The organism is Streptomyces sp. NPDC047028, from assembly GCF_040644095.1.
In the GTDB taxonomy this organism is placed as follows: domain Bacteria; phylum Actinomycetota; class Actinomycetes; order Streptomycetales; family Streptomycetaceae; genus Streptomyces.
This window is the reverse complement of the sequence record NZ_JBEYVS010000015.1, coordinates 120106-142995: the sequence shown is the minus strand read 5'-3', so window position 1 is coordinate 142995 and position 22890 is coordinate 120106. Positions and strand designations below refer to the sequence as shown.

General features: G+C 71.1%; 19 protein-coding genes. 12 read left to right on the top strand and 7 right to left on the bottom strand.

Annotated features, from left to right (window positions below):
* Positions 1-123: 123 nt before the first annotated feature.
* Together ABZ854_RS16145 and ABZ854_RS16140 are read left to right on the top strand one after the other, a co-directional pair.
* Positions 124-1650, top strand: a complete 1527-nt coding sequence (locus ABZ854_RS16145; RefSeq protein WP_361210358.1) for an RNA polymerase sigma factor — start codon at positions 124-126, stop codon at positions 1648-1650.
* Between the two features lie 129 nt (positions 1651-1779).
* The gene (locus ABZ854_RS16140) at positions 1780-2640 is read left to right on the top strand and encodes a serine protease (protein WP_361210355.1); all 861 of its coding nucleotides are present in this window, start codon (positions 1780-1782) and stop codon (positions 2638-2640) included.
* A gap of 119 nt (positions 2641-2759) precedes the next feature.
* Here ABZ854_RS16140 and ABZ854_RS16135 read toward each other — a convergent pair whose 3' ends face one another.
* Entirely contained in the window at positions 2760-2990 is a 231-nt protein-coding gene (locus ABZ854_RS16135) for a hypothetical protein (protein ID WP_030735014.1), read from the bottom strand.
* Between the two features lie 438 nt (positions 2991-3428).
* On the opposite strand from ABZ854_RS16135, the gene ABZ854_RS16130 reads away from it, so the two are divergent.
* From ABZ854_RS16130 to ABZ854_RS16105, 6 genes are all read left to right on the top strand, one after another.
* Positions 3429-5552: a DNA topoisomerase IV subunit B gene (locus ABZ854_RS16130; protein WP_361210352.1), complete on the top strand. Its 2124-nt coding sequence runs from the start codon at positions 3429-3431 to the stop codon at positions 5550-5552.
* A gap of 587 nt (positions 5553-6139) precedes the next feature.
* Complete coding sequence (locus ABZ854_RS16125; RefSeq protein WP_361210349.1) at positions 6140-6661, top strand: DUF1453 domain-containing protein; 522 nt, start codon at positions 6140-6142, stop codon at positions 6659-6661.
* Positions 6658-7809 (top strand): histidine kinase, encoded by a 1152-nt coding sequence (locus ABZ854_RS16120; RefSeq protein ID WP_361210346.1) that lies wholly within the window; start codon positions 6658-6660, stop codon positions 7807-7809. Before ABZ854_RS16125 ends, ABZ854_RS16120 begins: the two co-directional genes overlap by 4 nt.
* Positions 7806-8489, top strand: coding sequence for a response regulator transcription factor (locus tag ABZ854_RS16115; RefSeq protein WP_361210343.1), 684 nt, complete (start codon positions 7806-7808; stop codon positions 8487-8489). The genes ABZ854_RS16120 and ABZ854_RS16115 overlap by 4 nt, the downstream gene beginning before the upstream one ends.
* Before the next feature lie 77 nt (positions 8490-8566).
* A complete protein-coding gene (locus tag ABZ854_RS16110) occupies positions 8567-9115 on the top strand; it encodes a DUF485 domain-containing protein (protein WP_361210340.1) in 549 nt (182 codons plus the stop codon).
* Positions 9112-10704 carry a cation acetate symporter gene (locus ABZ854_RS16105; RefSeq protein ID WP_361210337.1) on the top strand — a complete coding sequence of 531 codons (1593 nt, stop codon included), beginning with the start codon at positions 9112-9114 and terminating at the stop codon, positions 10702-10704. Before ABZ854_RS16110 ends, ABZ854_RS16105 begins: the two co-directional genes overlap by 4 nt.
* A gap of 28 nt (positions 10705-10732) precedes the next feature.
* On the opposite strand, the gene ABZ854_RS16100 is transcribed toward ABZ854_RS16105, so the two are convergent.
* Positions 10733-11425 carry a response regulator gene (locus ABZ854_RS16100; protein WP_361210334.1) on the bottom strand — a complete coding sequence of 231 codons (693 nt, stop codon included), beginning with the start codon at positions 11423-11425 and terminating at the stop codon, positions 10733-10735.
* Between the two features lie 159 nt (positions 11426-11584).
* Between ABZ854_RS16100 and ABZ854_RS16095 the strand changes: the two genes are divergently transcribed.
* From ABZ854_RS16095 to ABZ854_RS16085, 3 genes are read left to right on the top strand one after another with little or no spacing between them, the layout of a single operon-like run.
* Entirely contained in the window at positions 11585-12400 is an 816-nt protein-coding gene (locus tag ABZ854_RS16095) for an ABC transporter ATP-binding protein (RefSeq protein ID WP_129306143.1), read from the top strand.
* Positions 12390-13253, top strand: coding sequence for an ABC transporter permease (locus tag ABZ854_RS16090; protein WP_361210330.1), 864 nt, complete (start codon positions 12390-12392; stop codon positions 13251-13253). Before ABZ854_RS16095 ends, ABZ854_RS16090 begins: the two co-directional genes overlap by 11 nt.
* A gap of 60 nt (positions 13254-13313) precedes the next feature.
* Positions 13314-14369 carry an ABC transporter substrate-binding protein gene (locus tag ABZ854_RS16085; RefSeq protein ID WP_361210327.1) on the top strand — a complete coding sequence of 352 codons (1056 nt, stop codon included), beginning with the start codon at positions 13314-13316 and terminating at the stop codon, positions 14367-14369.
* Between the two features lie 42 nt (positions 14370-14411).
* On the opposite strand, the gene ABZ854_RS16080 is transcribed toward ABZ854_RS16085, so the two are convergent.
* The 4 genes from ABZ854_RS16080 to ABZ854_RS16065 form a co-directional block, all read right to left on the bottom strand.
* Entirely contained in the window at positions 14412-15092 is a 681-nt protein-coding gene (locus ABZ854_RS16080) for a response regulator (protein WP_361210324.1), read from the bottom strand.
* A complete protein-coding gene (locus ABZ854_RS16075) occupies positions 15092-16828 on the bottom strand; it encodes a sensor histidine kinase (RefSeq protein ID WP_361210321.1) in 1737 nt (578 codons plus the stop codon). The genes ABZ854_RS16080 and ABZ854_RS16075 overlap by 1 nt, the downstream gene beginning before the upstream one ends.
* A gap of 41 nt (positions 16829-16869) precedes the next feature.
* Complete coding sequence (locus tag ABZ854_RS16070) at positions 16870-17811, bottom strand: sucrase ferredoxin (protein WP_361210318.1); 942 nt, start codon at positions 17809-17811, stop codon at positions 16870-16872.
* A gap of 69 nt (positions 17812-17880) precedes the next feature.
* On the bottom strand, positions 17881-19149 hold the full coding sequence (locus ABZ854_RS16065) for a citrate synthase (RefSeq protein WP_361210316.1): 1269 nt from the start codon (positions 19147-19149) through the stop codon (positions 17881-17883).
* A 150-nt stretch (positions 19150-19299) separates the two neighbouring features.
* Here ABZ854_RS16065 and ABZ854_RS16060 point away from each other — a divergent pair, with 150 nt between their 5' ends.
* A complete protein-coding gene (locus ABZ854_RS16060; protein WP_361210313.1) occupies positions 19300-20364 on the top strand; it encodes a GTP-binding protein in 1065 nt (354 codons plus the stop codon).
* Here the strand turns inward: ABZ854_RS16060 and ABZ854_RS16055 are convergent.
* The gene (locus ABZ854_RS16055) at positions 20361-22820 is read right to left on the bottom strand and encodes a DNA topoisomerase IV subunit A (protein WP_361210310.1); all 2460 of its coding nucleotides are present in this window, start codon (positions 22818-22820) and stop codon (positions 20361-20363) included. The two genes, ABZ854_RS16060 and ABZ854_RS16055, sit on opposite strands and share 4 nt — an antisense overlap.
* Positions 22821-22890: the final 70 nt, after the last annotated feature.

Here is a 22890-nt window from a genome sequence, read left to right as displayed (position 1 = left end):
GCAAGGCGCTGTGCATCTTCCCGGCCCCGCCCGCTCCGTCGGCCCGTCCCCAGGCCGGTGGTCGGCTCCTGTCCGTCATGGACGGGGCCGGAAGCCGTTTTCCAACGTTCCGAGAGGTTGTTCGTGTCGGCCAGCACATCCCGTACGCTCCCGCCGGAGATCGCCGAGTCCGTCTCTGTCATGGCGCTCATTGAGCGGGGAAAGGCTGAGGGGCAGATCGCCGGCGACGATGTGCGTCGGGCCTTCGAAGCTGACCAGATTCCGGCCACTCAGTGGAAGAACGTACTGCGCAGCCTCAACCAGATTCTTGAGGAAGAGGGTGTGACGCTGATGGTCAGTGCCGCAGAGCCCAAGCGCACCCGAAAGAGCGTCGCAGCGAAGAGCCCGGCGAAGCGCACCGCCACCAAGGCCGTCGCCGCGAAGACGGTGGCCGCCCGGAAGGCCACTGCCACCGCGGCTGCCCCGGCAACGCCCGCCGACGCCGAGACCGTCGACCCCGCCGAGGAAGCCGCGCCCGCCAAGAAGGCCGCGGCGAAGAAGGCGACCGCCAAGAAGACCGTCGCCAAGAAGGCCACGGCCAAGAAGACGGCCGGCAAGAAGGACGACGCCGAGGTCCCCGAGGAAGAGGCGCTCGAGGAGACCAAGGCCGCCGACGAGCCCGAGGGTGCCGAGAGCGCGGGCTTCGTGCTCTCAGACGAGGACGAGGACGACGCGCCCGCCCAGCAGGTCGCCGCGGCCGGCGCCACGGCCGACCCGGTCAAGGACTACCTCAAGCAGATCGGCAAGGTCCCCCTGCTCAACGCCGAGCAGGAGGTCGAACTGGCCAAGCGCATCGAGGCCGGCCTGTTCGCCGAGGACAAACTCGCCAACGCCGACAAGCTGGCGCCCAAGCTCAAGCGCGAGCTGGAGATCATCGCCGAGGACGGCCGACGCGCCAAGAACCACCTCCTGGAGGCCAACCTCCGCCTGGTGGTCTCCCTGGCCAAGCGCTACACCGGCCGCGGCATGCTCTTCCTGGACCTCATCCAGGAGGGCAACCTCGGTCTGATCCGCGCGGTCGAGAAGTTCGACTACACCAAGGGCTACAAGTTCTCCACGTACGCCACCTGGTGGATCCGTCAGGCGATCACCCGCGCCATGGCGGACCAGGCCCGCACCATCCGTATCCCGGTGCACATGGTCGAGGTCATCAACAAGCTCGCGCGCGTGCAGCGCCAGATGCTTCAGGACCTGGGCCGCGAGCCCACCCCGGAGGAGCTGGCCAAGGAACTCGACATGACCCCGGAGAAGGTCATCGAGGTCCAGAAGTACGGCCGTGAGCCCATCTCCCTGCACACCCCGCTGGGCGAGGACGGCGACAGCGAGTTCGGTGACCTCATCGAGGACTCCGAGGCCGTCGTCCCGGCCGACGCCGTCAGCTTCACGCTCCTGCAGGAGCAACTGCACTCCGTCCTGGACACCCTGTCCGAGCGCGAGGCCGGCGTCGTCTCCATGCGTTTCGGTCTCACCGACGGCCAGCCGAAAACCCTCGACGAGATCGGCAAGGTCTACGGCGTGACCCGTGAGCGCATCCGCCAGATCGAGTCCAAGACCATGTCGAAGCTGCGCCACCCGTCGCGCTCCCAGGTCCTGCGCGACTACCTCGACTAGGCCGCTAGGCCGCGGCCGTACGACAGCGAAGGCCCGGTTCCCCTTTCGGGGGCCGGGCCTTCGTGCTGCGCGACGCGACGTCGTGGATCACTCTGGGTTTCCCAGCAACACCGAGAGTGAGGCTCCTGTATGCGTCGTTCCCTTGCCCGCACGTTGGTCCGGCCGCTGGCCCTGGCGGCCGCCATGGCCGCGATACCACTGGCCGACGCGGCCCCTGCGGCCGCCGGCAGCGCTCCCGCGGCCGTCGGCGGCGTCGTCGTCGGGGGCTTTCCGATAGACATCTCGCAGGCCCCCTGGACCGTCGCGCTGAGCAGCCGTGACCGGTTCGGGGGTACGCGGGCGGGGCAGTTCTGCGGTGGGGTGGCGATCGCACGGACCACTGTGCTCACCGCGGCCCACTGTCTGGCCACCGATGTGCTGGGGGCGCCGCCGAACCGGGCGCGCGATCTGAAGGTCATCGCGGGCCGGACGGACCTGCTGGGCAGCGACGGGCAGGAGATCGCCGTGCGCGACGCCCGTGTCAATCCGGCCTACGACGCCGCTCTCAACTCGGGCGACTTCGCCCTGCTCACCCTGTCCGAGCCGCTGCCCGAGAGCGCGGTCGTGACCATGGCGGGCCCGGACGACGCGGCCTACGCCCCAGGGACGGCGGCCCTGGTGTCCGGGTGGGGTGACACGACCGGCGGCGGCGCCTACGCGCGCCGGCTCCACGCCGCCCACGTGAGCGTGCTCTCCGACGACCTGTGCGAGCGTGCCTACCAGGGCAGCTCCGACGGGACCTACCGGGCCGACACGATGCTGTGCGCCGGAAAGGCCGCGGGTGGCCCCGACGCCTGCCAGGGAGACAGCGGAGGCCCGCTCGTCGCCGGCGGACGGCTGATCGGGCTGGTGTCCTGGGGGAGCGGCTGCGGGCGGCCGGGCTACCCCGGCGTCTACACGCGGGTGTCGGACGTCGTACAGGCGCTGAAGGGAGCCGACAGCCTCGCCTGAGGACCACGACAGCCCTTCTGAAGGGCCACGAGGCAAGAGCTACGGGCGGCCGCTCCCCGGAAGGAGCGACCGCCCGTTCACCGGCCTGTGCCGGGGTTGGCTCGTCGTAGGTGCGAGATTCAGCGCTCTTCTTCGGAGGCGGTGTTCGGAACGGACGTCAGCCGCTCCGTCTCGTCCTGTATCTCAGCGGCGATCTTCTTGAGTTCCGGCTCGAACTTGCGCCCGTGGTGGGCACAGAAGAGCAGTTCTCCGCCGCTCAGCAGGACGACGCGCAGGTATGCCTGGGCGCCGCAGCGGTCGCAGCGATCGGCGGCCGTCAGTGGGCTCGCGGGGGTCAGAACAGTAGTCACGTCGCCTCTTCTCTAGCTCGACGAGCTGTCGTACCAGGGTCAACATCCAACCAGCCCGAAAACGTTCCCGCTCGTGGCTTTTCCTCGAAAAAATCTTTCGGGGCGGCTGTCTGCTGCCGGTTGGCGGCGAATGTGCCGTAGTGCGTCTCTTGTGTACTTACGGTTTCGCGCTGTCTTCGTTTCAGTCCTCCCGGCGGGGTTGCCGGTTGTTCATGAGGACGTGCCCGGAGCCTAAATGGTTCATGCCTCCAAGGGAACGTGATGTGTACTTCACTCCTACGAGGGATCGAACATCCATACGACGCTGGACTAGTCTGAGTTCTCGACGAGGGTGGCGTTACAACGGCTCTACCAGGCCTCGGTACCCTCTGAGCGGCAACCGAAGCCATCCCCTTACCCAGTAGGGGGTCACCTGAAATTCAGCGAGGAGCGAACCGCGTGACCGCCGATACGTCCGTGCCGTCCACAGCGCTGCTGGCAGGAGCAGACCGGGACGGTTCCAACTACACCGCGCGGCACCTGCTCGTCCTTGAGGGCCTCGAGGCCGTGCGCAAGCGCCCTGGCATGTACATCGGCTCGACCGACAGCCGCGGTCTGATGCACTGCCTGTGGGAGATCATCGACAACGCGGTGGACGAGGCCCTGGGCGGCTACTGCGACCACATCGAGGTGATCCTCCACGACGACGGCTCGGTGGAGGTGCGGGACAACGGCCGCGGCATCCCCGTGGACGTGGAGCCGAAGACCGGCCTGTCCGGTGTCGAGGTCGTCATGACCAAGCTCCACGCGGGCGGCAAGTTCGGCGGCGGCTCCTACGCCGCCTCCGGCGGCCTGCACGGCGTCGGTGCCTCGGTGGTCAACGCGCTCTCCGCCCGTCTGGACGTCGAGGTCGACCGAGCCGGCCATGTCCACGCCATCAGCTTCCGTAGGGGCGTCCCGGGCGCCTTCGCCGCGGCCGGCCCGGACGCGAAGTTCGAGGCCAAGAGCGGCATGCGCAAGACCAAGAAGGTCCCCAAGACCCGCAGCGGCACGCGCGTGCGGTACTGGGCCGACCGGCAGATCTTCCTGAAGGACGCCAAGCTCTCCCTGGAGAACCTGCACCAGCGCGCCCGCCAGACCGCGTTCCTGGTCCCCGGCCTCACCATCGTCGTCCGGGACGAGTTCGGCCTCGGTGAGGGCGGCAGCAAGGGCGAGGAGTCCTTCCGCTTCGACGGCGGCATCAGCGAGTTCTGCGAGTACCTGGCGCGCGACAAGGCCGTCTGCGACGTCCTCCGCTTCTCCGGACAGGGCACCTTCAAGGAGACCGTCCCGGTCCTGGACGAGCACGGCCAGATGACGCCCAAGGAGGTCACCCGCGAACTGGGCGTCGACGTGGCGCTGCGCTGGGGCACCGGCTACGACGCCACCCTGCGGTCGTTCGTCAACATCATCGCCACGCCCAAGGGCGGCACGCACATGGCCGGCTTCGAGCAGGCCCTCACCCAGACCATGAACGAGGTGCTCCGCGCCAAGAAGCTGCTGCGCGTCGCCGAGGACAACGTGGTCAAGGACGACGCCCTGGAGGGCCTCAGCGCCGTCGTCACCGTGCGGCTCTCCGAGCCGCAGTTCGAGGGGCAGACCAAGGAGGTCCTCGGTACCTCGGCGGCGCGCCGCATCGTGAACAACGTGGTGACCAAGGAGCTGAAGGCGTTCCTGACGTCCACCAAGAGGGATGCAGCGGCCCAGGCCCGGGTGATCATGGAGAAGGTGGTGGCCGCCGCCCGGACGCGCGTCGCGGCCCGCCAGCACAAGGACGCCCAGCGCCGGAAGACCGCTCTGGAGTCCTCCTCGCTGCCCGCGAAGCTCGCCGACTGCCGCAGCGACGACGTGGACCGCAGCGAGCTGTTCATCGTCGAGGGCGACTCCGCGCTCGGTACGGCGAAGCTGGCGCGGAACTCCGAGTTCCAGGCGCTGCTGCCCATTCGGGGCAAGATCCTCAACGTGCAGCGCTCGTCGGTCACCGACATGCTCAAGAACGCCGAGTGCGGCGCGATCATCCAGGTCATAGGAGCGGGCTCGGGCCGCACCTTCGACATCGACCAGGCCCGCTACGGCAAGATCATCATGATGACCGACGCCGATGTGGACGGCTCACACATCCGCTGCCTGCTGCTCACGCTGTTCCAGCGGTACATGCGGCCGATGGTCGAGTCCGGCCGGGTCTTCGCCGCCGTGCCGCCGCTGCACCGCATCGAGCTGATCCAGCCGAAGAAGGGCCAGGACAAGTACGTCTACACCTACTCGGACCGCGAGCTGCGCGACAAACTCATGGAGCTCCAGAGCAAGAACATCCGGTACAAGGACTCCATCCAGCGCTACAAGGGCCTCGGTGAGATGGACGCCGACCAGCTGGCCGAGACCACGATGGATCCCCGCCACCGCACCCTGCGCCGCATCAACCTCGCCGACCTGGAGGCCGCCGAGCAGGTCTTCGACCTGCTGATGGGCAACGATGTGGCACCGCGCAAGGAGTTCATCTCCAGCTCGGCCGCCACCCTGGACCGGTCCCGCATCGACGCGTAGCCGCTGCGCTCGGCCGGGGCAGGGGCCGGGGACGACCGGGTACGGGCCCTGGGCACGGCAGAGTGTGGTGCCGTCGCCGAGGGCGAGCGGGGCACCCCGGGCGGGCGGGCCGCAGGCCGGTGCGCTGCCGGACCGGTGAGGTGCCGACACGCCCGGCCGGCCGGGCGTGTCACGTGGAGGTGCTGCCGCTCCGCCGCCCGGCGCCCGACCGCCCCGGCCGCTCGGCGGAGCGGGCGGCCCTTCGCACCACCTGCCCGCCACCTCGCCGACAGCTTCGTGGCGCCCGTCGTCCCGCGCCCCGCCCCGCGCCCCCGCCCCTCGTCGTCGATCCGGCCGAGCCGCTCCTCCGTTGATGAGCAGCCGGGGGAGCCATGCCCTCCGCTCCGGAAGGCCGGTGGGCTGAGCAGCCGCGCCCCCCACGCCGGTGCGGCCCCGCGCTTCTCCACCCGGGGGTGGAGACCGTGGGGGCTCGGGTTTCCACCCCTGATCCACCCCCGCTCCGATCTCCTGGACCGTGGATTTCCGTAACGTCGAAGGCGTCGGCAGCGCTCGGCTCCGACATCCCTTCCCCGCTCACGGAGGCTCTGATGCCCGGGCTCGTCAACGCGCTGGTGATCGTGATCGTCGCCGCCCTAGTGATCGCACGACAGTTCCGCGCGCGCCCGATCGACACCGACCGGCGCTGGTGGGTCCTGCCCGCCGTCCTCGCTGTCGTCGCGCTGCGCGAGCCCGGCATACTCGACGCCCATCACCACACGGGGTCCGCGGTGCTGCTCGCCGTGGAACTGCTGATCGGTCTGGGCACGGGCGCCGGATGGGCATGGACCACACGGGTGTGGACGGAGCCGGACGGGTCCGTGTGGACCAGGAGCAGCAAGGCGAGCGGCGCCGTGTGGGCCGCCGGCATAGCCCTGCGGGTCGGCGTCTTCGCCCTCGGGGCGGCCCTCGGGATCCACCAGGACAGCTCCGCCCTGATGCTCGGCCTCGCCGGCACCCTGCTCGTCCGTTCCGGCGTCCTGACCTGGCGGGCGCGGTCGCTCGACGACGTGAGCCCCTCGTCCTCGGCGTACGGTGACGCCATGCCGGCCACCCGGAAGGAGTTCGTGTGACGGAGAACGCCTGGACGCGCTGGCCGTCGCGCGAAGCGCTCGGCAGCGAAGGGATCGCCCGGATCCGGAGACTGATCGGCTGGGCCGTCCGGATGCTGGCCCTCGGGATGCTCCTGTGGGGCACCTTCAGCCAGAACCGAGTCGGCATCTGGCCCGGAATCCTGGCAGGGGCGGGAGTCCTCCTGGCCGGCGCGGTCTCCTGGGCCTTCTTCCGTACCACCTACCAGCACCGGCTGGTGCCCTCCCTGGCGTGCGTCAGCGTGTTGCTGGCGATCGCGGTCGCGGCACAGGCCACCGGATTCAGGGTGGTGGCGCTGGTCATCTGGTGCGGCTGCGGTATCACCGCACTGGAACGGCTGCCGCTCGGGGCAGCGCTTCCCGTGACGTCGGTGGCGCTGGCATCGTTCTCCGCCTTCAACAACGACGTATGGCTGACCACCGCCGCCACCGCGGCGGGCATGGCTCTCGCCGGATACGTGCTGCGGCTGGACGCGGAGGCCCGGGGGAGCGCGCAGCGGCTGCTCGCCCAGGAGCGGGCGGCCCGGGCCGCGGAGGCGGAGTCCGCGGCGCTGGCGGAGCGGGCGAGGATCGCGCGCGAGATCCACGACGTGCTGGCCCACAGCCTGTCGGCGCAGCTCGTGCACCTGGAGGCGGCGCGGCTGCTGATCGAGCGCGAGGCCGACCGGCAGCAGATCCTCGAACGAGTGGTCGCCGCCCGGGGCATGGCCCGGGACGGGCTCACCGAGACGCGGCAGGCACTGTCCGCGCTGCGCGGTGAGCTGACGCCGCTCGAGGACTTCCTGGCCGAGCTCGTCAGCGAGGCCGCCGGTGCGGAGGTCACCGTCACGGGGGAGCGCAGGCCCCTGCCGGCCGAGGCGTCCCAGGCGGTCCGCCGGGTAGCGCAGGAGGCGCTGACGAACGTCCGCAAGCACGCACAAGGGGCCAAGGTCCAGCTGCGGCTCGACTACAGCGATCACCAGGTGATGTTGAACGTACGGGACTCGGGCGGCCGTCCGGGCGAACTCACCGGGGCCGGCGGCGGGTACGGTCTGCTGGGGATGCGGGAGCGCGCCGAACTGCTGGGCGGTTCGCTGGACGCGGGACCGGAGGAGGAGGGGTTCGTGGTGACGCTGAAGGTGCCCGTATGACGGAAATGAAGGAGGAGGGGAAGCCGGCGCGTGTGGTGGTCGCCGACGACCAGACCGTGGTCCGGGAAGGCATCGTGATGCTGCTCGGGCTGCTGGAGGGAGTCGAGGTCGTCGGTTCCGCGGGCGACGGTGAGGAGGCCGTGCGGCTGGTCGCCGACCTCGCCCCGGACGTGGTGCTGATGGACCTGCGGATGCCCCGCTGCGACGGGGTGGAGGCGACGCGGCGGATCCGGTCGCAGTATCCGGGAACCCAGGTCGTGGTCCTGACCACGTACGCGGACGACGAATCGCTGTTTCCCGCGCTTCACGCCGGGGCTCGCGGTTATCTCACCAAGGACGCGGGCGGCGACGAGATCGTGCGGGCCGTGCACAGCGTCCTGTCCGGGCAGGCCGGGCTGGCGCCGAGTGTCCAGCGCCGGTTGCTGGAACGGCTGTCGGAGCCCGAGCCCGGACCGGCGGCCGTCGAACCGCCCGACGGGCTGACCGCGAGGGAGACCGAGGTCCTGGTGCTGATCGCGGACGGCCTCACCAACCAGGAGATCGCCCAGCGGCTGCACGTGTCCACGGCGACCGTCAAGACCCACATCAACAACCTGTTCGCCAAGACGGGCCTCAAGGACCGGGCACAGGCGGTGCGTTACGCGTATGCGAAGGGGCTGGTGCGGCCGTCCGGGGAGTGAGTCACCGAGGTCACCTGATGGGGTGAAGACCTGGGGGAAGAAGAGCCGGGGATCTTCCGGTCTGTCCATCCTTGGGCATGCACTCGAACAACGGCCGTTCCCGCGGAGCCGGTGACGGTCCCGAGAGCCCCGCAGGCAATCACGACGACCGGGCCGCGGCCCCCCGCGAGGTGAGGTACGAGGACCCCTGGTACGACGCGCTCGCCTCCGGCTGGGGCGAGTCGGCCGGCACCGGGACCTCGGCGGCGGCCGTGCCCTTCCCGAGAGGGGAGGCAGGGGAAACGGTCGTACGCGCCCGCGACGTGTACCTGGAAGTACAGCGCAGTGAGGCCTTCCAGGAGGTGCGCTCGCGGTACCGCGGATTCGTGGTCCCGGGTGCCGTCCTCTTCCTCTCCTGGTACGTCGCGTACGTGATCGCCGCGACGACGGCGCCCGGGCTGATGGCCCGGCCCGTCGCCGGGGCGGTGAACGTGGCGCTGCTCGCGGGGCTCGGCCAGTTCCTCACGACGTTTCTGCTGACCTGGGCCTACGTCCGGCATGCGCGGCTGCGCCGGGACCGTGCCGCGCTGGAACTGCGCTGGGACACGCAGGAGATGACGCGCGGGGCCGACGGAGGTTCCTCGTGACAGGGCATCACCAGGCTCTGGCGCTGGTGCTGTTCAGCGGCTTCGTGGCCGTGACGCTGGGCATCACCACCTGGGTGAGCCGTAACCGGCGTGGGTCGGCCGAGGAGTTCTACGCCGGCGGCCGGCTCTTCTCTCCGATGGAGAATGGTTTTGCCATCTCCGGTGACTACATGTCGGCCGCGTCGTTCCTGGGCGTCACCGGACTCATCGCGTTGTACGGCTACGACGGGCTGCTCTATGTCGTGGGCTTCCTCGTGGCCTGGCTGCTGGTGCTGTTCCTGGTGGCGGAACTGGTACGCAACTGCGGGCGGTTCACCCTGGCGGACGTGGTGGCCGCGCGGATGAGCGAGCGACCGGTGCGCATCGCTGCGGGCACCTCGTCGGTCACCGTGTCCGTGCTGTACCTGGTGGCGCAGATGGTGGGCGCGGGCAGCCTGGTGGCGCTGCTGCTGGGGCGGACCAGCGGGGCGGCCCAGGCGTGGACGGTCATCGGGGTCGGCGCGCTCATGGTGGTCTATGTGTCGCTGGGCGGGATGCGGGCCACCACCTGGATCCAGATCGTCAAGGCGGTCCTGCTGATCAGCGGGACGATCGCGCTGACCGTGCTGGTCCTGGTGCGCTTCCACGGCGATGTCGACCGGCTCCTGGTCACCGCCGCACAGCGCAGCGGACACGGGAACGCCTTCCTGGCACCGGGCCTGAAGTACGGCGGGAGCTGGACGGCGCGCCTGGACTTCATCAGCCTGGGCCTCGCGCTCGTGCTGGGCACGGGCGGGCTGCCACACATCCTCTCGCGCTTCTACACCGTGCCGACCGCACGGGCGGCCCGCCGCTCGGCGGTGTGGTCCATCGGCCTGATCGGCGGCTTCTACCTGATGACGATCGTCCTCGGCTTCGGCGCGGCCGCGATTGTGGGCCCCGAGGCGGTGCGTGCCTCCAACGCGGCCGGGAACACCGCGGTGCCGCTGCTCGCCCTCGACCTGGGGGGCGGTGCGCGGTCCACGGGGGGAACGGTGCTGTTCGCGGTCGTCGCCGCCGTGGCCTTCGCCACCATCCTCGCGGTGGTCGCCGGGATCACGCTCGCCTCGTCGGCGTCGGTGGCCCACGACCTGTACGCGTCGCTGCGGCGGCCGGGCTCCGAAGCGCGTAGCGAGGTGGCGGTGGCGCGGTGGGCGGCGGTCGGTATCGGTGTCGTCGCGATCGCGCTCGGGCTGCTGGCCCGTGACCTCAACGTGGCCTTCCTGGTCGGGCTCGCCTTCGCCGTGGCCGCGTCCGCGAATCTGCCGGTGCTGCTCTACTCGCTGTTCTGGCGGGGCTTCACCACGCGCGGCGCGGTGTGGGCCGTGTACGGCGGGCTGGTCCCCGCGCTGGGGCTGGTGGTGCTGTCCCCGGTGGTCTCGGGCAGCCCGGGTTCGCTGTTCCCGGGGGTCGACTTTCAGTACTTCCCGCTGCAGAACCCGGGCATCGTCTCGATTCCGCTCGGCTTCCTGGCCGGCTGGCTCGGCACGCTCGCCTCGGACGAGGCCGCCGACGAGGCCAAGTACGCGGAGACCGAGGTGCGCTCGCTGACCGGTGCCGGCGCCGCGTAGTCCCGCGGTTCCCGGCGCTCGGCAGAGCTCAGGGTGCCACCCACGCGTAGCGGTGTTCCGGGCGGCCGGTGTCGCCGTACTTCAGGAACAGGCGCAGCCGGCCCGCCTGTTCCAGGTGGCGGAGGTAGCGCTGGGCGGTGGAGCGGCTCAGGCCGGTCTCGGCGGCCACCTCGTGGGCGGACAGGGGGTGCTGGGCCCGGTGCAGGACGCCGCAGATGAGATCCGTGGTGGGTTCCGAGTGGCCGCTGGGCAGGCCGGGGGCCGAGGGCGCGGGGGCCGTCCGCAGGGCGCCGAAGATGCGGTCGACCTGCTCCTGGCCAGTGAGGCCGCGGCCGCCGACCCGGTCGACGGTTCGGCGCAGCGCCGCGTAGGACTCCAGACGGGTGCGCAGCGCGGCGAAGGTGAAGGGTTTGACCAGGTAGTGCAGGGCGCCCAGGCGCATCGCCTTCTGGACGGTCGTCACGTCGCTGGCCGCCGTGATCATGATGATGTCGGTGCCGTGGCCGTGTTCGCGCATGCGGTGCACGAGGTCCAGGCCGGTCTCGTCGGGCAGGTAGTGGTCGAGCAGCACGAGGTCGACCGAGTGGCGTTCGACGGCGGCCAGTGCCTGGGCAGCGCTGTGCGCGCGGGCGGTGACCCGGAAGCCGGGAACCTTTCCCACGTACTTGGCGTTTATCTCGGCGACGCGGAAGTCGTCGTCCACCACCAGGACGTCAATCATCGGGCCTCTCCTCACAAGGCCGGCGAGCGCTTGGCCCGTGTTTCGGCTCCGCAGTTGTAACCCGAGCAGAATGAGCACAACAGGCTCTTGCGAGCAAAAGAACGGCATGTGCTCACAAGACTGCTGCTGTGGCAGGGGCCACATCTACCGTCCCAGGCCATGAGCGCAGACACCAGCCCCGCCATCGAGCTCCGGGGCGCGAGCAAGATTTTCAAGACCCCGTCGGGGGGTCTGCACACGGCCGTGCACGGTCTGGACCTCACCGTCCGGCGTGGTGAGTTCGTCGCCGTCGTCGGGCCCACCGGCTGCGGCAAGTCCACCACACTGACCCTGGTCAGCGGTCTGGAGGAGCCCACCGAGGGCGAGGTGCTGGTGGCCGGCGAGCCGGTCGACGGCGTCGGCGACAAGGTCGGTTTCGTCTTCCAGCAGGACGCCACCTTCCCCTGGCGCACGGTCCTGTCCAACGTCATGGCCGGTCCCCGCTTCCGCGGCGTGCCCAAGGCCGAGGCCAAGGAGCGGGCCCGCGAGTGGCTGGCCCGCGTCGGCCTCGCCGCCTTCGAGGACCGCTATCCGCATCAGCTCTCGGGCGGCCAGCGCAAGCGTGTCGCTCTCGCCGCCACCTTCGTCAACGACCCCGAGATCCTGCTGATGGACGAGCCGTTCTCCGCGCTCGACGTGCAGACCCGGGCGCTGATGTCGGACGAGCTGCTGGAGCTGTGGGAGGGCACGGGCGCGTCCGTCGTCTTCGTCACTCACGACCTGGAGGAGTCCATCGCGCTGGCCGACAAGGTGGTCGTGATGACCGCCGGCCCCGCGACCGTCAAGCAGGTCTTCGACATCGACCTGCCCCGGCCGCGCAAGGTCGAGTCCGTCCGCCTGGAGCCGCGGTTCATCGAGATCTACCGCGAGATCTGGGAGTCCCTCGGCGAAGAGGTCCGCATCACCCGTGAAAGAGGTGCCGCCCATGTCGCCTGAGGTCCTCAGCACGCCCGTCGTCGACACCGTCAAGAGCCCCGACCGCGCACAGACCCGCGCGCGTGCCGCACGCCGCCACAAGGTCGTCGTCAACGCGACCCGCGCCCTGGTCCTCGTGGCCTTCCTCGGGCTGTGGGAGGGGCTCTCCCGCGCGAAGATCATCGATCCGTTCAACTTCTCGATGCCCTCGAAGATCTGGGACCAGATCTCCACCTGGGTGATGCACGGAACGGCACAGGGCTCGTTGGGCGAGCAGATCTGGGCCACCTTGCAGGAGGCTCTGCTCGGCTGGGTCCTCGGTGTCGTCGCCGGTGTGGTCTTCGGTATCGCGCTGGGGCGGATCACCTTCCTCGCCGAGGTCCTCGGCCCGTTCATCAAGGTGCTCAACTCCCTCCCCAGGATCGTCCTGGCCCCGATCTTCGTGATCTGGTTCGGGCTGGGCCCCGCCTCCAAGGTCGCCTCGGCCGTGGTGCTGGTGTTCTTCCCGGTGTTCTTCAACGCCTTCCAGGGCGCCCGTGAGGTCGACCGCAACCTGGTGGCCAACGCCCGCATCCTCGGCGCGAGCGATCGCAGGGTGACGCTGCAGGTGGTCGTCCCGTCGGCGACCTCCTGGATCTTCACCAGCCTTCACATCAGCTTCGGCTTCGCCCTGATCGGCGCCATCGTCGGCGAGTACATCGGCGCCACCAAGGGCATCGGCCTGCTCGTCGCCGCGTCGCAGGGCACCTTCAACGCCGCCGGCGTCTACGCCGCGATGGTCATCCTCGCGGTCGTCGCCCTCCTGGCCGAGGGTCTGCTGACCTTCGCCGAGCACCGCATCTTCCGGTGGAAGCCGGCGAACTCCGGCCACTGAGTCCCGGCTTCCTCGCACCCCCCTTCCCCGCACCGCTCTCCCACAAGGACGTGAACCGTCATGCGCAAGACCGCCAGATACGCCGCGCTCGCCGCCTCCGGACTGCTCGCCCTCTCCTCGCTCACCGCCTGCGCCAACGACGCGGCGAGCAGCACCTCCACCGCCGGCAGCAAGGGCGACGGCAAGGGCACGAAGGTCAAGATCATGGTCGGCGGCCTGGACAAGGTCATCTACATGCCGGCGATGCTGACCCAGCGGCTCGGCTACTTCGACTCCGAGGGCCTCGACGTGGAGCTGCTCAGCGAGCCCGCCGGTGTCCAGGCCGAGACCGCGCTCGTCTCCGGCCAGGTCCAAGGCGCCGTCGGCTTCTACGACCACACCCTCGACCTGCAGACCAAGGGCAAGGCCGTGGAGTCCGTCGTGCAGTTCTCGCACGCGCCCGGCGAGGTGGAGGTCGTCTCCGCCAAGCAGGCGGGGAGCATCTCCTCGCCCGTGGACTTCAAGGGGAAGAAGCTCGGCATCACGGGTCTCGGCTCGTCGACCGACTTCCTGACCAAGTACCTCGCCGTCAAGAACGGCGTGAAGGTCAGCGACTTCACGCCGGTCGCCGTGGGAGCGGGGCCGACGTTCATCGCGGCGTTGCAGCAGGGCTCGATCGACGCCGGTATGACGACCGACCCGACCGTCGCCACGATCCTGGACAAGAAGGCCGGCAAGGTCCTCCTCGACATGCGGACGCCCGAGGGTTCGCAGAAGGCGCTCGGCGGCCCGTACCCGTCGTCCAGTCTGTACATGCAGACGGACTGGGTGAACGGGCACAAGGAGACCGTCCAGAAGCTGGCCAACGCGTTCGTCAAGACGCTCAAGTGGATGTCCACGCACAGCGCGTCCGAGATCGCGGCCAAGATGCCCGCAGACTACTCCCAGGGCAACAAGAAGCTCTACGCGGAGTCGATCAAGAGCACCCTGCCGATGTTCACCGACGACGGCGTGATGCCCCAGAACGGGCCGCAGACCGTCGAGAAGGTCCTCAAGGCGTTCAACCCGAACATCAAGAACGCCAAGGTGGACCTCGGCAAGACGTACACGACGGAGTTCGTCGACGCGGCCAAGTAGCCCCGGCCGGCCAGACCGCCGCGAAGCCCGCTCGAAGCCTGTTCAGGCGCGGGTCGCCCACACGTAACGGTGTTCCGGGCGGCCCGCGTCGCCGTATTTCAGGGTCAGCCGCGCCCGTCCCGTGCGCTCCAGGAGCTTCAGATAGCGCTGGGCGGTCTGGCGGCTCAGCCCGGTGCGTTCGGCGATCTCCTGGGCGGACAGCGGCCCCTCGCCGTTCATCAGCGCCTGGCGCACGAGCTCCGCCGTGGTGGGGGAGTGCCCCTTGGGCAGCCCCGGCTCCGACGACGCGGACAGCGCCCCGAAGATGCGGTCCACCTCGGCCTGTTCCGCCTCGCCACCGCCGTCCAGGGTCCGGCGCAGTCCGGCGTACGCCTCCAGCTTGGCCCGCAGTCCCGCGAAGGCGAACGGTTTCACCAGGTACTGCAGCGCCCCGTGCCGCATCGCTGCCTGGACCGTGGAGACGTCCCGGGCCGCGGTCACCATGATCACGTCCGTCTGATGGCCGCGCCGGCGCATCTCCCGTACGACCGCCAGGCCGGTGTCGTCGGGGAGATAGTGGTCCAGGAGCACCAGGTCGAGTTGCGGCAGCGTCTCCATCCGGTCCAGCGCCTCGGCCGCGCTGTGCGCCTCGCCGGCCACGTGGAAGCCGGGCACCTTCTCCACGTAGGCGGCGTTGACCCGGGCGACCCGGGTGTCGTCGTCCACGACCAGGACCTCGATCATCACACCTCCTCCTCGGCGACGACGGCCCCGGACGCCCTCGCAGCGTCGGCAGCACCAGCACCAGCCCCGAGCCCGGCACCCGGCACAGCATCCGGCTCGTGCGCCGTCAGCACCGGCTGCAGCTCCGGTTCGGTCAGCGCCTCGGGCAGGACGACCGTGAACTCGGCGCCGCCCCCGTCCGCCGCGTCCACCGTCGCGCTCCCGCCCTGGCGTTCCGCCAGCCGGCGCACCAGCGAGAGCCCTATGCCGCGCTTGCCGTGGGCCGGCGGCTTCTTGGTGGACCACCCCTCGGTGAAGATCAGCTCCCGCTGCTCCTCCGGTATCCCGGGGCCCGTGTCGCGCACCCTGAGCACCACCGTGCGCCCCTCGGCGCGCAACTCGACCTCCACGCGCGCGTGGAGGGTGGCCGCGACCGCGTCCAGGGCGTTGTCCACCAGGTTGCCCACCACCGTCACCAGCCCCCGCGGGTCGATCAGCCGGTCCGGGAGACGCGTGCGCTCCGAGACCCACAGGGCCACGCCGCGCTCGGCGGCCACGGTCGCCTTGCCGACCAGCAGGGCGGCCAGCAGCGGATCGTGGATCTTCTCGGTGACCTGCTCGGCGGTGACCCGGTGATCGCCGACCACCTCGCCGACGAACTCCACCGCGTCGTCGTACATCTCCAGTTCCAGCAGCCCGAGCAGGGTGTGCATGCGGTTGGCGTGCTCGTGGTCCTGGGCGCGCAGTGCGTCGATCAGCCCGCGCGTGGAGTCGAGTTCCCGGCCCAGCTGCTCCAGCTCGGTGCGGTCCCGCAGGGTGGCCACGGCGCCGCCGTCGTCCGTGGGCATCCGGTTGGCGATCAGCACCCGGTGGCCGCGCACCGTGAGCAGGTCGGTGCCGGTGACCCGTCCGGCCAGGACGTCCGTCGTACGGCCCTCGCCCAGAGCCTCGTCCGGCGGCAGGCCGACGGCCTCGTCGCCGATGCCCAGCAGCCGCCGTGCCTCGTCGTTGAGCAGGCGTATGCGGCCGCCGCGGTCCAGGGCGACCACGCCCTCCCGGATGCCGTGCAGCATCGCCTCACGCTCGGCGAGCAGCGCCGAGATGTCGGAGAAGGCCAGGTCCCGGGTCTGCCGCTGCACCCTGCGGGAGATCAGCCACGCGGCCAGCGCGCCCACCGCCAGAGCGCCGCCGGCGTACGCGAACAACCCCGGGATCGCGCTGATCAGCCGCGCCCGCACGCTGTCGTAGGCGATGCCCACGGACACCGCGCCGATGATCCTGTGACGGGAGTCGTACAGCGGCACCTTGCCGCGCGCCGAGCGCCCCAGGGTGCCCTTGTCGATCTCCATGACCTCGTGGCCTTTGAGTGCTTCCTCGGGGCTGGTGGAGACGGGCTTGCCGATGTTGGAGAGCGTGGGGTGCGACCAGCGCAGCTTGTGCCGGTCCAGTACCACGATGTACTCCGCGCGCGTGGCCTTGCGGATCCGCTCGGCCTCCTTCTGCACCGGCCCGCTCGCGGTGGGCGGCGTGGTCAGCACGCCCTCGGCGATCTGCGGGTCCTGTGCCGTGGTCTGCGCGATGGCCAGCGCCCGGTGCTCGGCCTCCTGGTCGAGCTGCTTGCTCAGCGGCGCCAGGAACAGGCCGGTGGCGAGCACGGCGACTCCCGCGGCGATCGTCAGCTGCATCAGCAGCACCTGGGAGAAGACCCGGCGGGGCAGCCCGAGGCGCAGACGGCGGGCGGGGGGACTGGGGCTCATACCCAAGACGGTACGTGTACCGGCCCGAAGCCCTCCAGCAGTCAGCTCGCCAGAGCCGTCGGCCGTACCTCCCGGACGGCCACCACGTCCATCCGCGCCGGCGTCCCGAGGACCGCCGCCCCGCAGCTCTCCGGGCGCGGTGGGAGGGACGCGCCCTGGACGACGGTGACCCGCCAGCGGCGGCCGTCGGCGTGGGCGACGGTGACCTGCCAGCGCGGTGCCCCGCCCTCGGTCCGTACGACACTCAGCGCACCGGCCGCGTCCTCGCGCGCCGTCGAGCGGACCGCCAGCTCGGCCGCCTGGCCCGGCCGCTCCCACGCGGAGCGGCCCCGGCACCCGTCGAGGACCACGCGGCCCTCCCGCGCGCCGCGCAGCGCCGCCTCGACCGTGTGGACGTCGGCGCGGCCGTACGCGTAGCCGTACGGCAGCACGAGCACCGTCGGCGCGAACCGGTGACCCCCCAGATGGGTGACCTCCCACACGTCGTGCTCGCCGGACGCGGACAGCTCGTCGGCGAGCGGCCGGCCCAGCAGGGCGCAGCAGCGGTCCCGCTTGCCGTTGGTGCACACCAGCGCGAGCGGGCCGTCCGGGTGCGGCCGGCCGCCGAGGACCGTGCCGAAGGAACGCGGGTCGCCCGCGCCGAGCCCCGCGAGGTCCAGGTCGAGCAGGGCGTACGGGTCACGGGTCGTGGCGCTGTGCAGCCAGACGTCCCCGGGGACGCAGTGCGCCGCGTACACGTGCCGGACGGAGGGCCGGCCGGGGTCGGCGTGACGGCCGGGGCGCCGGACGAGCGCGACGCGTACGCCCGTCCCCTCGGCGGCGGCCTCCAGCGCCCGGCCCAGCGCGGGGTCGAGATGGCTCGAGGTGAGCGCCCTGGCACCCCAGGGTCCCGGCTGTTCGAGGAGCAGCCACGTCGCCGCCGTGGCCGCCGTGCCGGAAACGGGCTCGTCAAGGCTCCGGGAGACGGTCGTACACCTACTCACACAGGCGAGCCTAACCTGCCCCGGGGCGCTGCGACTTCCGGCCGCGGTCGTGTGTCCCCGGTGCTGCCCTCAGTGCTGGGCCTGGTACGGCAGGGGCTGCGGCGGGCGCGGGCCGACGTAGTGGCCGCTGGGGCGCATGCGCAGGGGCCGCTCGCCGTACTCCTCCAGGGCGTGGGCGATCCAGCCCGCCGTGCGGGCCACGGCGAAGATCGTCTCGCCCGCCGAGGCGGGCATGCCGCAGGAGACGGTGAACACGGCGAGCGCCAGGTCCACGTTGGCGTGCAACGGGGTGTGCCGGGCGGTGGTGGCGACGATGTCGCGGGCCGCCAGCAGGGCGGGCTCCGCGCGCGGGACCTGCTCCAGGAGGGCGAACAGCACGCGCGCGCGGGGATCCTCCCCGGTGTAGAGCCGGTGGCCGAGCCCGGGGATGCGGCGCCCGGCACGGAGCTCGTCCGCGATCACCGGAACGGCCGTGCCCTGGTCGAGGACGTCCAGCAGCAGCCGGTGGGCCAGACCGCTGGAGGCGCCGTGCAGGGGGCCCTCCAGCACGCCGAGCCCGGCCGACACGGCCGCGTACGCGTGCGCGCGTGCCGACGCCGCGACCCGCACCGCGAGCGTGGAGGCCGCCAGGTCGTGGTCGGTGAGCAGGCCGAGGGCGGTGTCCAGGACGCGCAGGCAGTCCTCGTCGACCGGCCGCCCGCTCAGCCGCCCCCACAGGCGGCGGGCCAGGGAGCCCTCGTCCCGGTGACCCGGCCGGACCGGCGGCAGCGCCGCGACCAGGGTCGGGATGAGGACCCGCGCGGTGTTCAGCACGGCCTCCTCCGACAGGTCGAAGCGCAGCGGGTCCTCGGCCGCCGCGGCGATCGTCGCGACCCGGAGCCGGTCGGTGGGCGAGGTGTGCTCGGGCAGGGCGTCCACCGCGTGCCGGGCGAGCGCGACCGCGGTGCCGGGCGCGGTGAACGTCGCGCCGGGGGCCGGCCGGCCCGTCCAGAGCCACTCCGCGACCTCCTCGTAGGAGTGACGTGCGGCCAGCTCCGTGGCGTCGACACCACGGAAGTAGTAGCGGTCACCGTCGATCAGCGTCAGACGCGTCCGGACCGACAACTCGCCGCCGGAACCCGGGGTGCCCGCGGCGTCGCGCCGGTTGCGCCGGGCGAGCTCCTCGACCTCCCGCACGTCGAAGGTGCTGGCCCGCCCGCCGGGTTCGCGCCTGCTGCCGAGCAGCCCGCGGCTCACATAGGCGTACACCGTCTCCGGCTTCACACCGAGCACCTCGGCGGTCTCCCTGGTGGTCAGCCTCCGCCCGGGGCGACCGGCAGCGGGTTCGTGATCGCGCATGGGCCTCACCGTAGCGGCCGTCTCCCACGTCGCCGGACCGCCGGATACGCGTAGGTGAGCGCCCCGGGCGGGACCGGGGCCGCCCGCTCCTATGCTGGTCCCGGCCGTCCGGCTGTCCGTCCGCCCACCGTCCCAGAGAGGCCCGCCCCCTTGGCGAACAGTCCACAGCAGATCCCCGTCGTCGTGCTCGCCGGCTTCCTTGGTTCCGGGAAGACCACGCTCCTCAACCACCTGCTGCACCGCAGCGGGGGCAGCCGGATGGGGGCGATCGTCAACGACTTCGGGGCCATCGAGATCGACGCGATGGCCGTGGCCGGCGCCCTCGGCGACTCGACCGTCTCGCTCGGCAACGGCTGCCTGTGCTGCGCGGTGGACGCCGGTGAACTCGACGGCTACCTCGACCGGCTCGCCGCGCCCGGCACCGGGATCGACGTCATCGTCATCGAGGCCAGCGGACTCGCCGAACCGCAGGAACTGGTCCGGATGGTGCTGGCCAGCGAACACCCGGGAATCGTCTACGGCGGCCTCGTCGAGGTCGTCGACGCGGCCGAGTTCGACGACACGCGCGCGCGGCACCCCGAGATCGACCGGCATCTCGCCCTCGCCGACGTGGTGGTGGTCAACAAGCTGGACCGGGCCGCGGACACCGACCGCGTCCTCGGTCTCGTCCGCACGCTCACCGACCGCGCCGCCGTCGTCCCCGCGACCTACGGCCGCGTCGCACCCGAGTTCCTCTTCGACTGCAGGCCGAGCGAGGAACGCGTCGGCCAGCTGTCCTTCGACGACCTGCACGACCACGGCGCACCCGAGGACGAGGCCGCAGGCCATCTCCACACCGGCTACGACAGCCTGCCCTTCACCTCCGGCGCGCCGATGGACCCGCGCGCACTGATCCGCTTCCTGGACAGCCGTCCCGAAGGGCTGTACCGGATCAAGGGATACGTCGACTTCGGGCCGTACGACACGCTCAACCGGTACGCCGTCCACGCCGTCGGCCGCTTCCTGCGCTTCCACCCCGAGCCCTGGCCCGCGGCCGGGGCCCGTCTCACCCAGCTCGTGCTCATCGGCGCCGGCATCGACGCCGACGCCCTCCACAAGGAACTCCAGGAGTGTGTGCGGGACGCCCCGCACGCCGACGAGCAAGGCATGTGGGGCGTCCTGCGCTACGTACCGGGCACCGAGGAAGAACCCGGTCCCGACCCGTACGACTCCTAGAGCACCGGTCCCGCGACCACCGACACCGTCTTCGGCAGCGACGTGCCCGAACCGTCCCGGCGGGGGTCCATGTCGGGCAGCTCGGCCGGGGTGCCGTTCCGCTGGGCCGCGCGCGCGGGCGACGGGCCCGCCCAGGCCAGGGACAGGCAGTCCTCGCCCTTCAGGAACCGCTGGCAGCGCACGCCGCCGGTGGCCCGGCCCTTGCGCGGGTACTGGTCGAACGGGGTCAGCTTCGCCGTCGTCTGCACGGAGTCGTCCAGTGTGCCGCGCGAGCCCGCCACCGTGAAGACCACCGCCTCGACCGCCGGGTCCACGGCCGTGAAGCAGATGACCTTGGCGCCCTCGGCGAGCTTGATGCCCGCCATACCGCCCGCCGGGCGGCCCTGCGGACGCACGATCGACGCCTGGAAGCGCAGCAGTTGGGCGTCGTCCGTGAGGAACACCAGGTCCTCCTCGCCGGTGCGCAGCTCCACCGCGCCGACGATGCGGTCGCCCTCCTTGAGGGTGATGACCTCCAACTCGTCCTTGTTGGACGGGTAGTCGGGTACCACACGCTTGACGACGCCCTGCTCGGTGCCGAGCGCCAGGCCCGGGGACGACTCGTCCAGCGTGGTCAGGCAGACCAGGGTCTCGTCGTCCTCCAGGGACACGAACTCGGCGAGCGGAGCCCCTCCGGAGAGGTTCGGGGCCGTCGCCGTCTCGGGCAGCTGCGGCAGGTCGACCACGTTGATCCGCAGCAGCCGGCCTCCGGAGGTCACCGCGCCGATCTCACCGCGCGCGGTCGCCGGGACCGCCGAGACGATCACGTCGTGCTTGACCCGCTTGGCGCCGGCGGCCGCCGGGAACGGCTCGTTCGTCGCCGTACGCGCCAGCAGACCCGTCGAGGACAGCAGCACCCGGCACGGGTCGTCGGCGACCTGCAGCGGCACGGCGGCCACCGGGGCGCCCCCTGCCTCCAGCAGCACCGTGCGCCGGTCGGTGCCGAACTTCTTCGCCACCTCGGCCAGTTCGGCCGAGACCAGCTTGCGCAGCTCCGTGTCCGACTCCAGGATCCGGGTCAGCTCCGCGATCTCCGCGGTGAGCCGGTCCTTCTCCGTCTCCAGCTCGATGCGGTCGTACTTGGTGAGCCGGCGCAGCGGCGTGTCGAGGATGTACTGCGTCTGCACGTCGCTCAGCGAGAACCGCTCCATCAGGCGCTGCTTGGCCTGCGCCGAGTTCTCGCTGGACCGGATCAGCCGGATGACCTCGTCGATGTCGACCAGCGCGGTCAGCAGGCCCTCGACCAGGTGCAGCCGGTCCCGGCGCTTGCCGCGGCGGAACTCACTGCGCCGCCGGACCACGTCGAAACGGTGGTCGAGGTAGACCTCCAGCAGCTCCTTCAGGCCCAGCGTGAGCGGCTGGCCGTCCACCAGGGCCACGTTGTTGATGCCGAAGGACTCCTCCATCGGCGTCAGCTTGTACAGCTGCTCCAGGATCGCCTCCGGCACGAAGCCGTTCTTGATCTCGATGACCAGGCGCAGGCCGTGCGCGCGGTCGGTCAGGTCCTTGACGTCGGCGATGCCCTGGACCTTCTTGGCGTTCACCAGGTCCTTGATCTTGGCGATCACCTTCTCCGGGCCCACCGTGAACGGCAGTTCGGTGACCACCAGGCCCTTGCGGCGGGCGGTCACCGTGTCCACCGTGACGGTCGCGCGCATCTTGAACGTGCCCCGGCCCGTCGCGTACGCGTCCCGGATGCCGTCCAGGCCGGCGATCCGGCCGCCGGTGGGCAGGTCCGGGCCAGGGACGTGCTTCATCAGCGCGTCCAGGTCCGCGTTCGGGTGCCTGATCAGGTGCCGGGCGGCCGCGATCACCTCTCGCAGGTTGTGCGGCGGCATGTTCGTCGCCATGCCGACCGCGATACCGGACGAGCCGTTCACCAGCAGGTTCGGGAAGGCGGCCGGCAGGGCCACCGGCTCCTGCTCCTGCCCGTCGTAGTTCGGCGCGAAGTCGACCGTGTCCTCGTCGATCGACTCAGTCATCAGGCTGGTCGCCTCGGCCATCCGGCACTCGGTGTACCGCATGGCGGCCGGCGGGTCGTCGTTGCCCAGGGAGCCGAAGTTGCCGTGGCCGTCGACCAGCGGGACGCGCATCGAGAACGGCTGGGCCATGCGCACCAGCGCGTCGTAGATCGACGCGTCGCCGTGCGGGTGCAGCTTGCCCATGACCTCGCCGACGACACGGGCGCACTTCACGTAGCTCCGGTCGGGGCGCACGCCCATCTCGTTCATCTGGTAGACGATCCGGCGGTGCACCGGCTTGAGACCGTCGCGGGCGTCGGGCAGGGCGCGCGAGTAGATGACCGAGTACGCGTACTCGAGGTAGGAGCCGCGCATCTCGTCCACGACGTCGATGTCGAGGATCTTCTCCTCGTACGAATCGTCGGGCGGCGGGGTCTTCGTGGTGCGGCGGGCCATCGCTGCCGGCTCCTCCTGATCTGGTCGCTCGCCTACGGGGCGCGCACCCTTCGGCTCGCTCGTGCTGAAG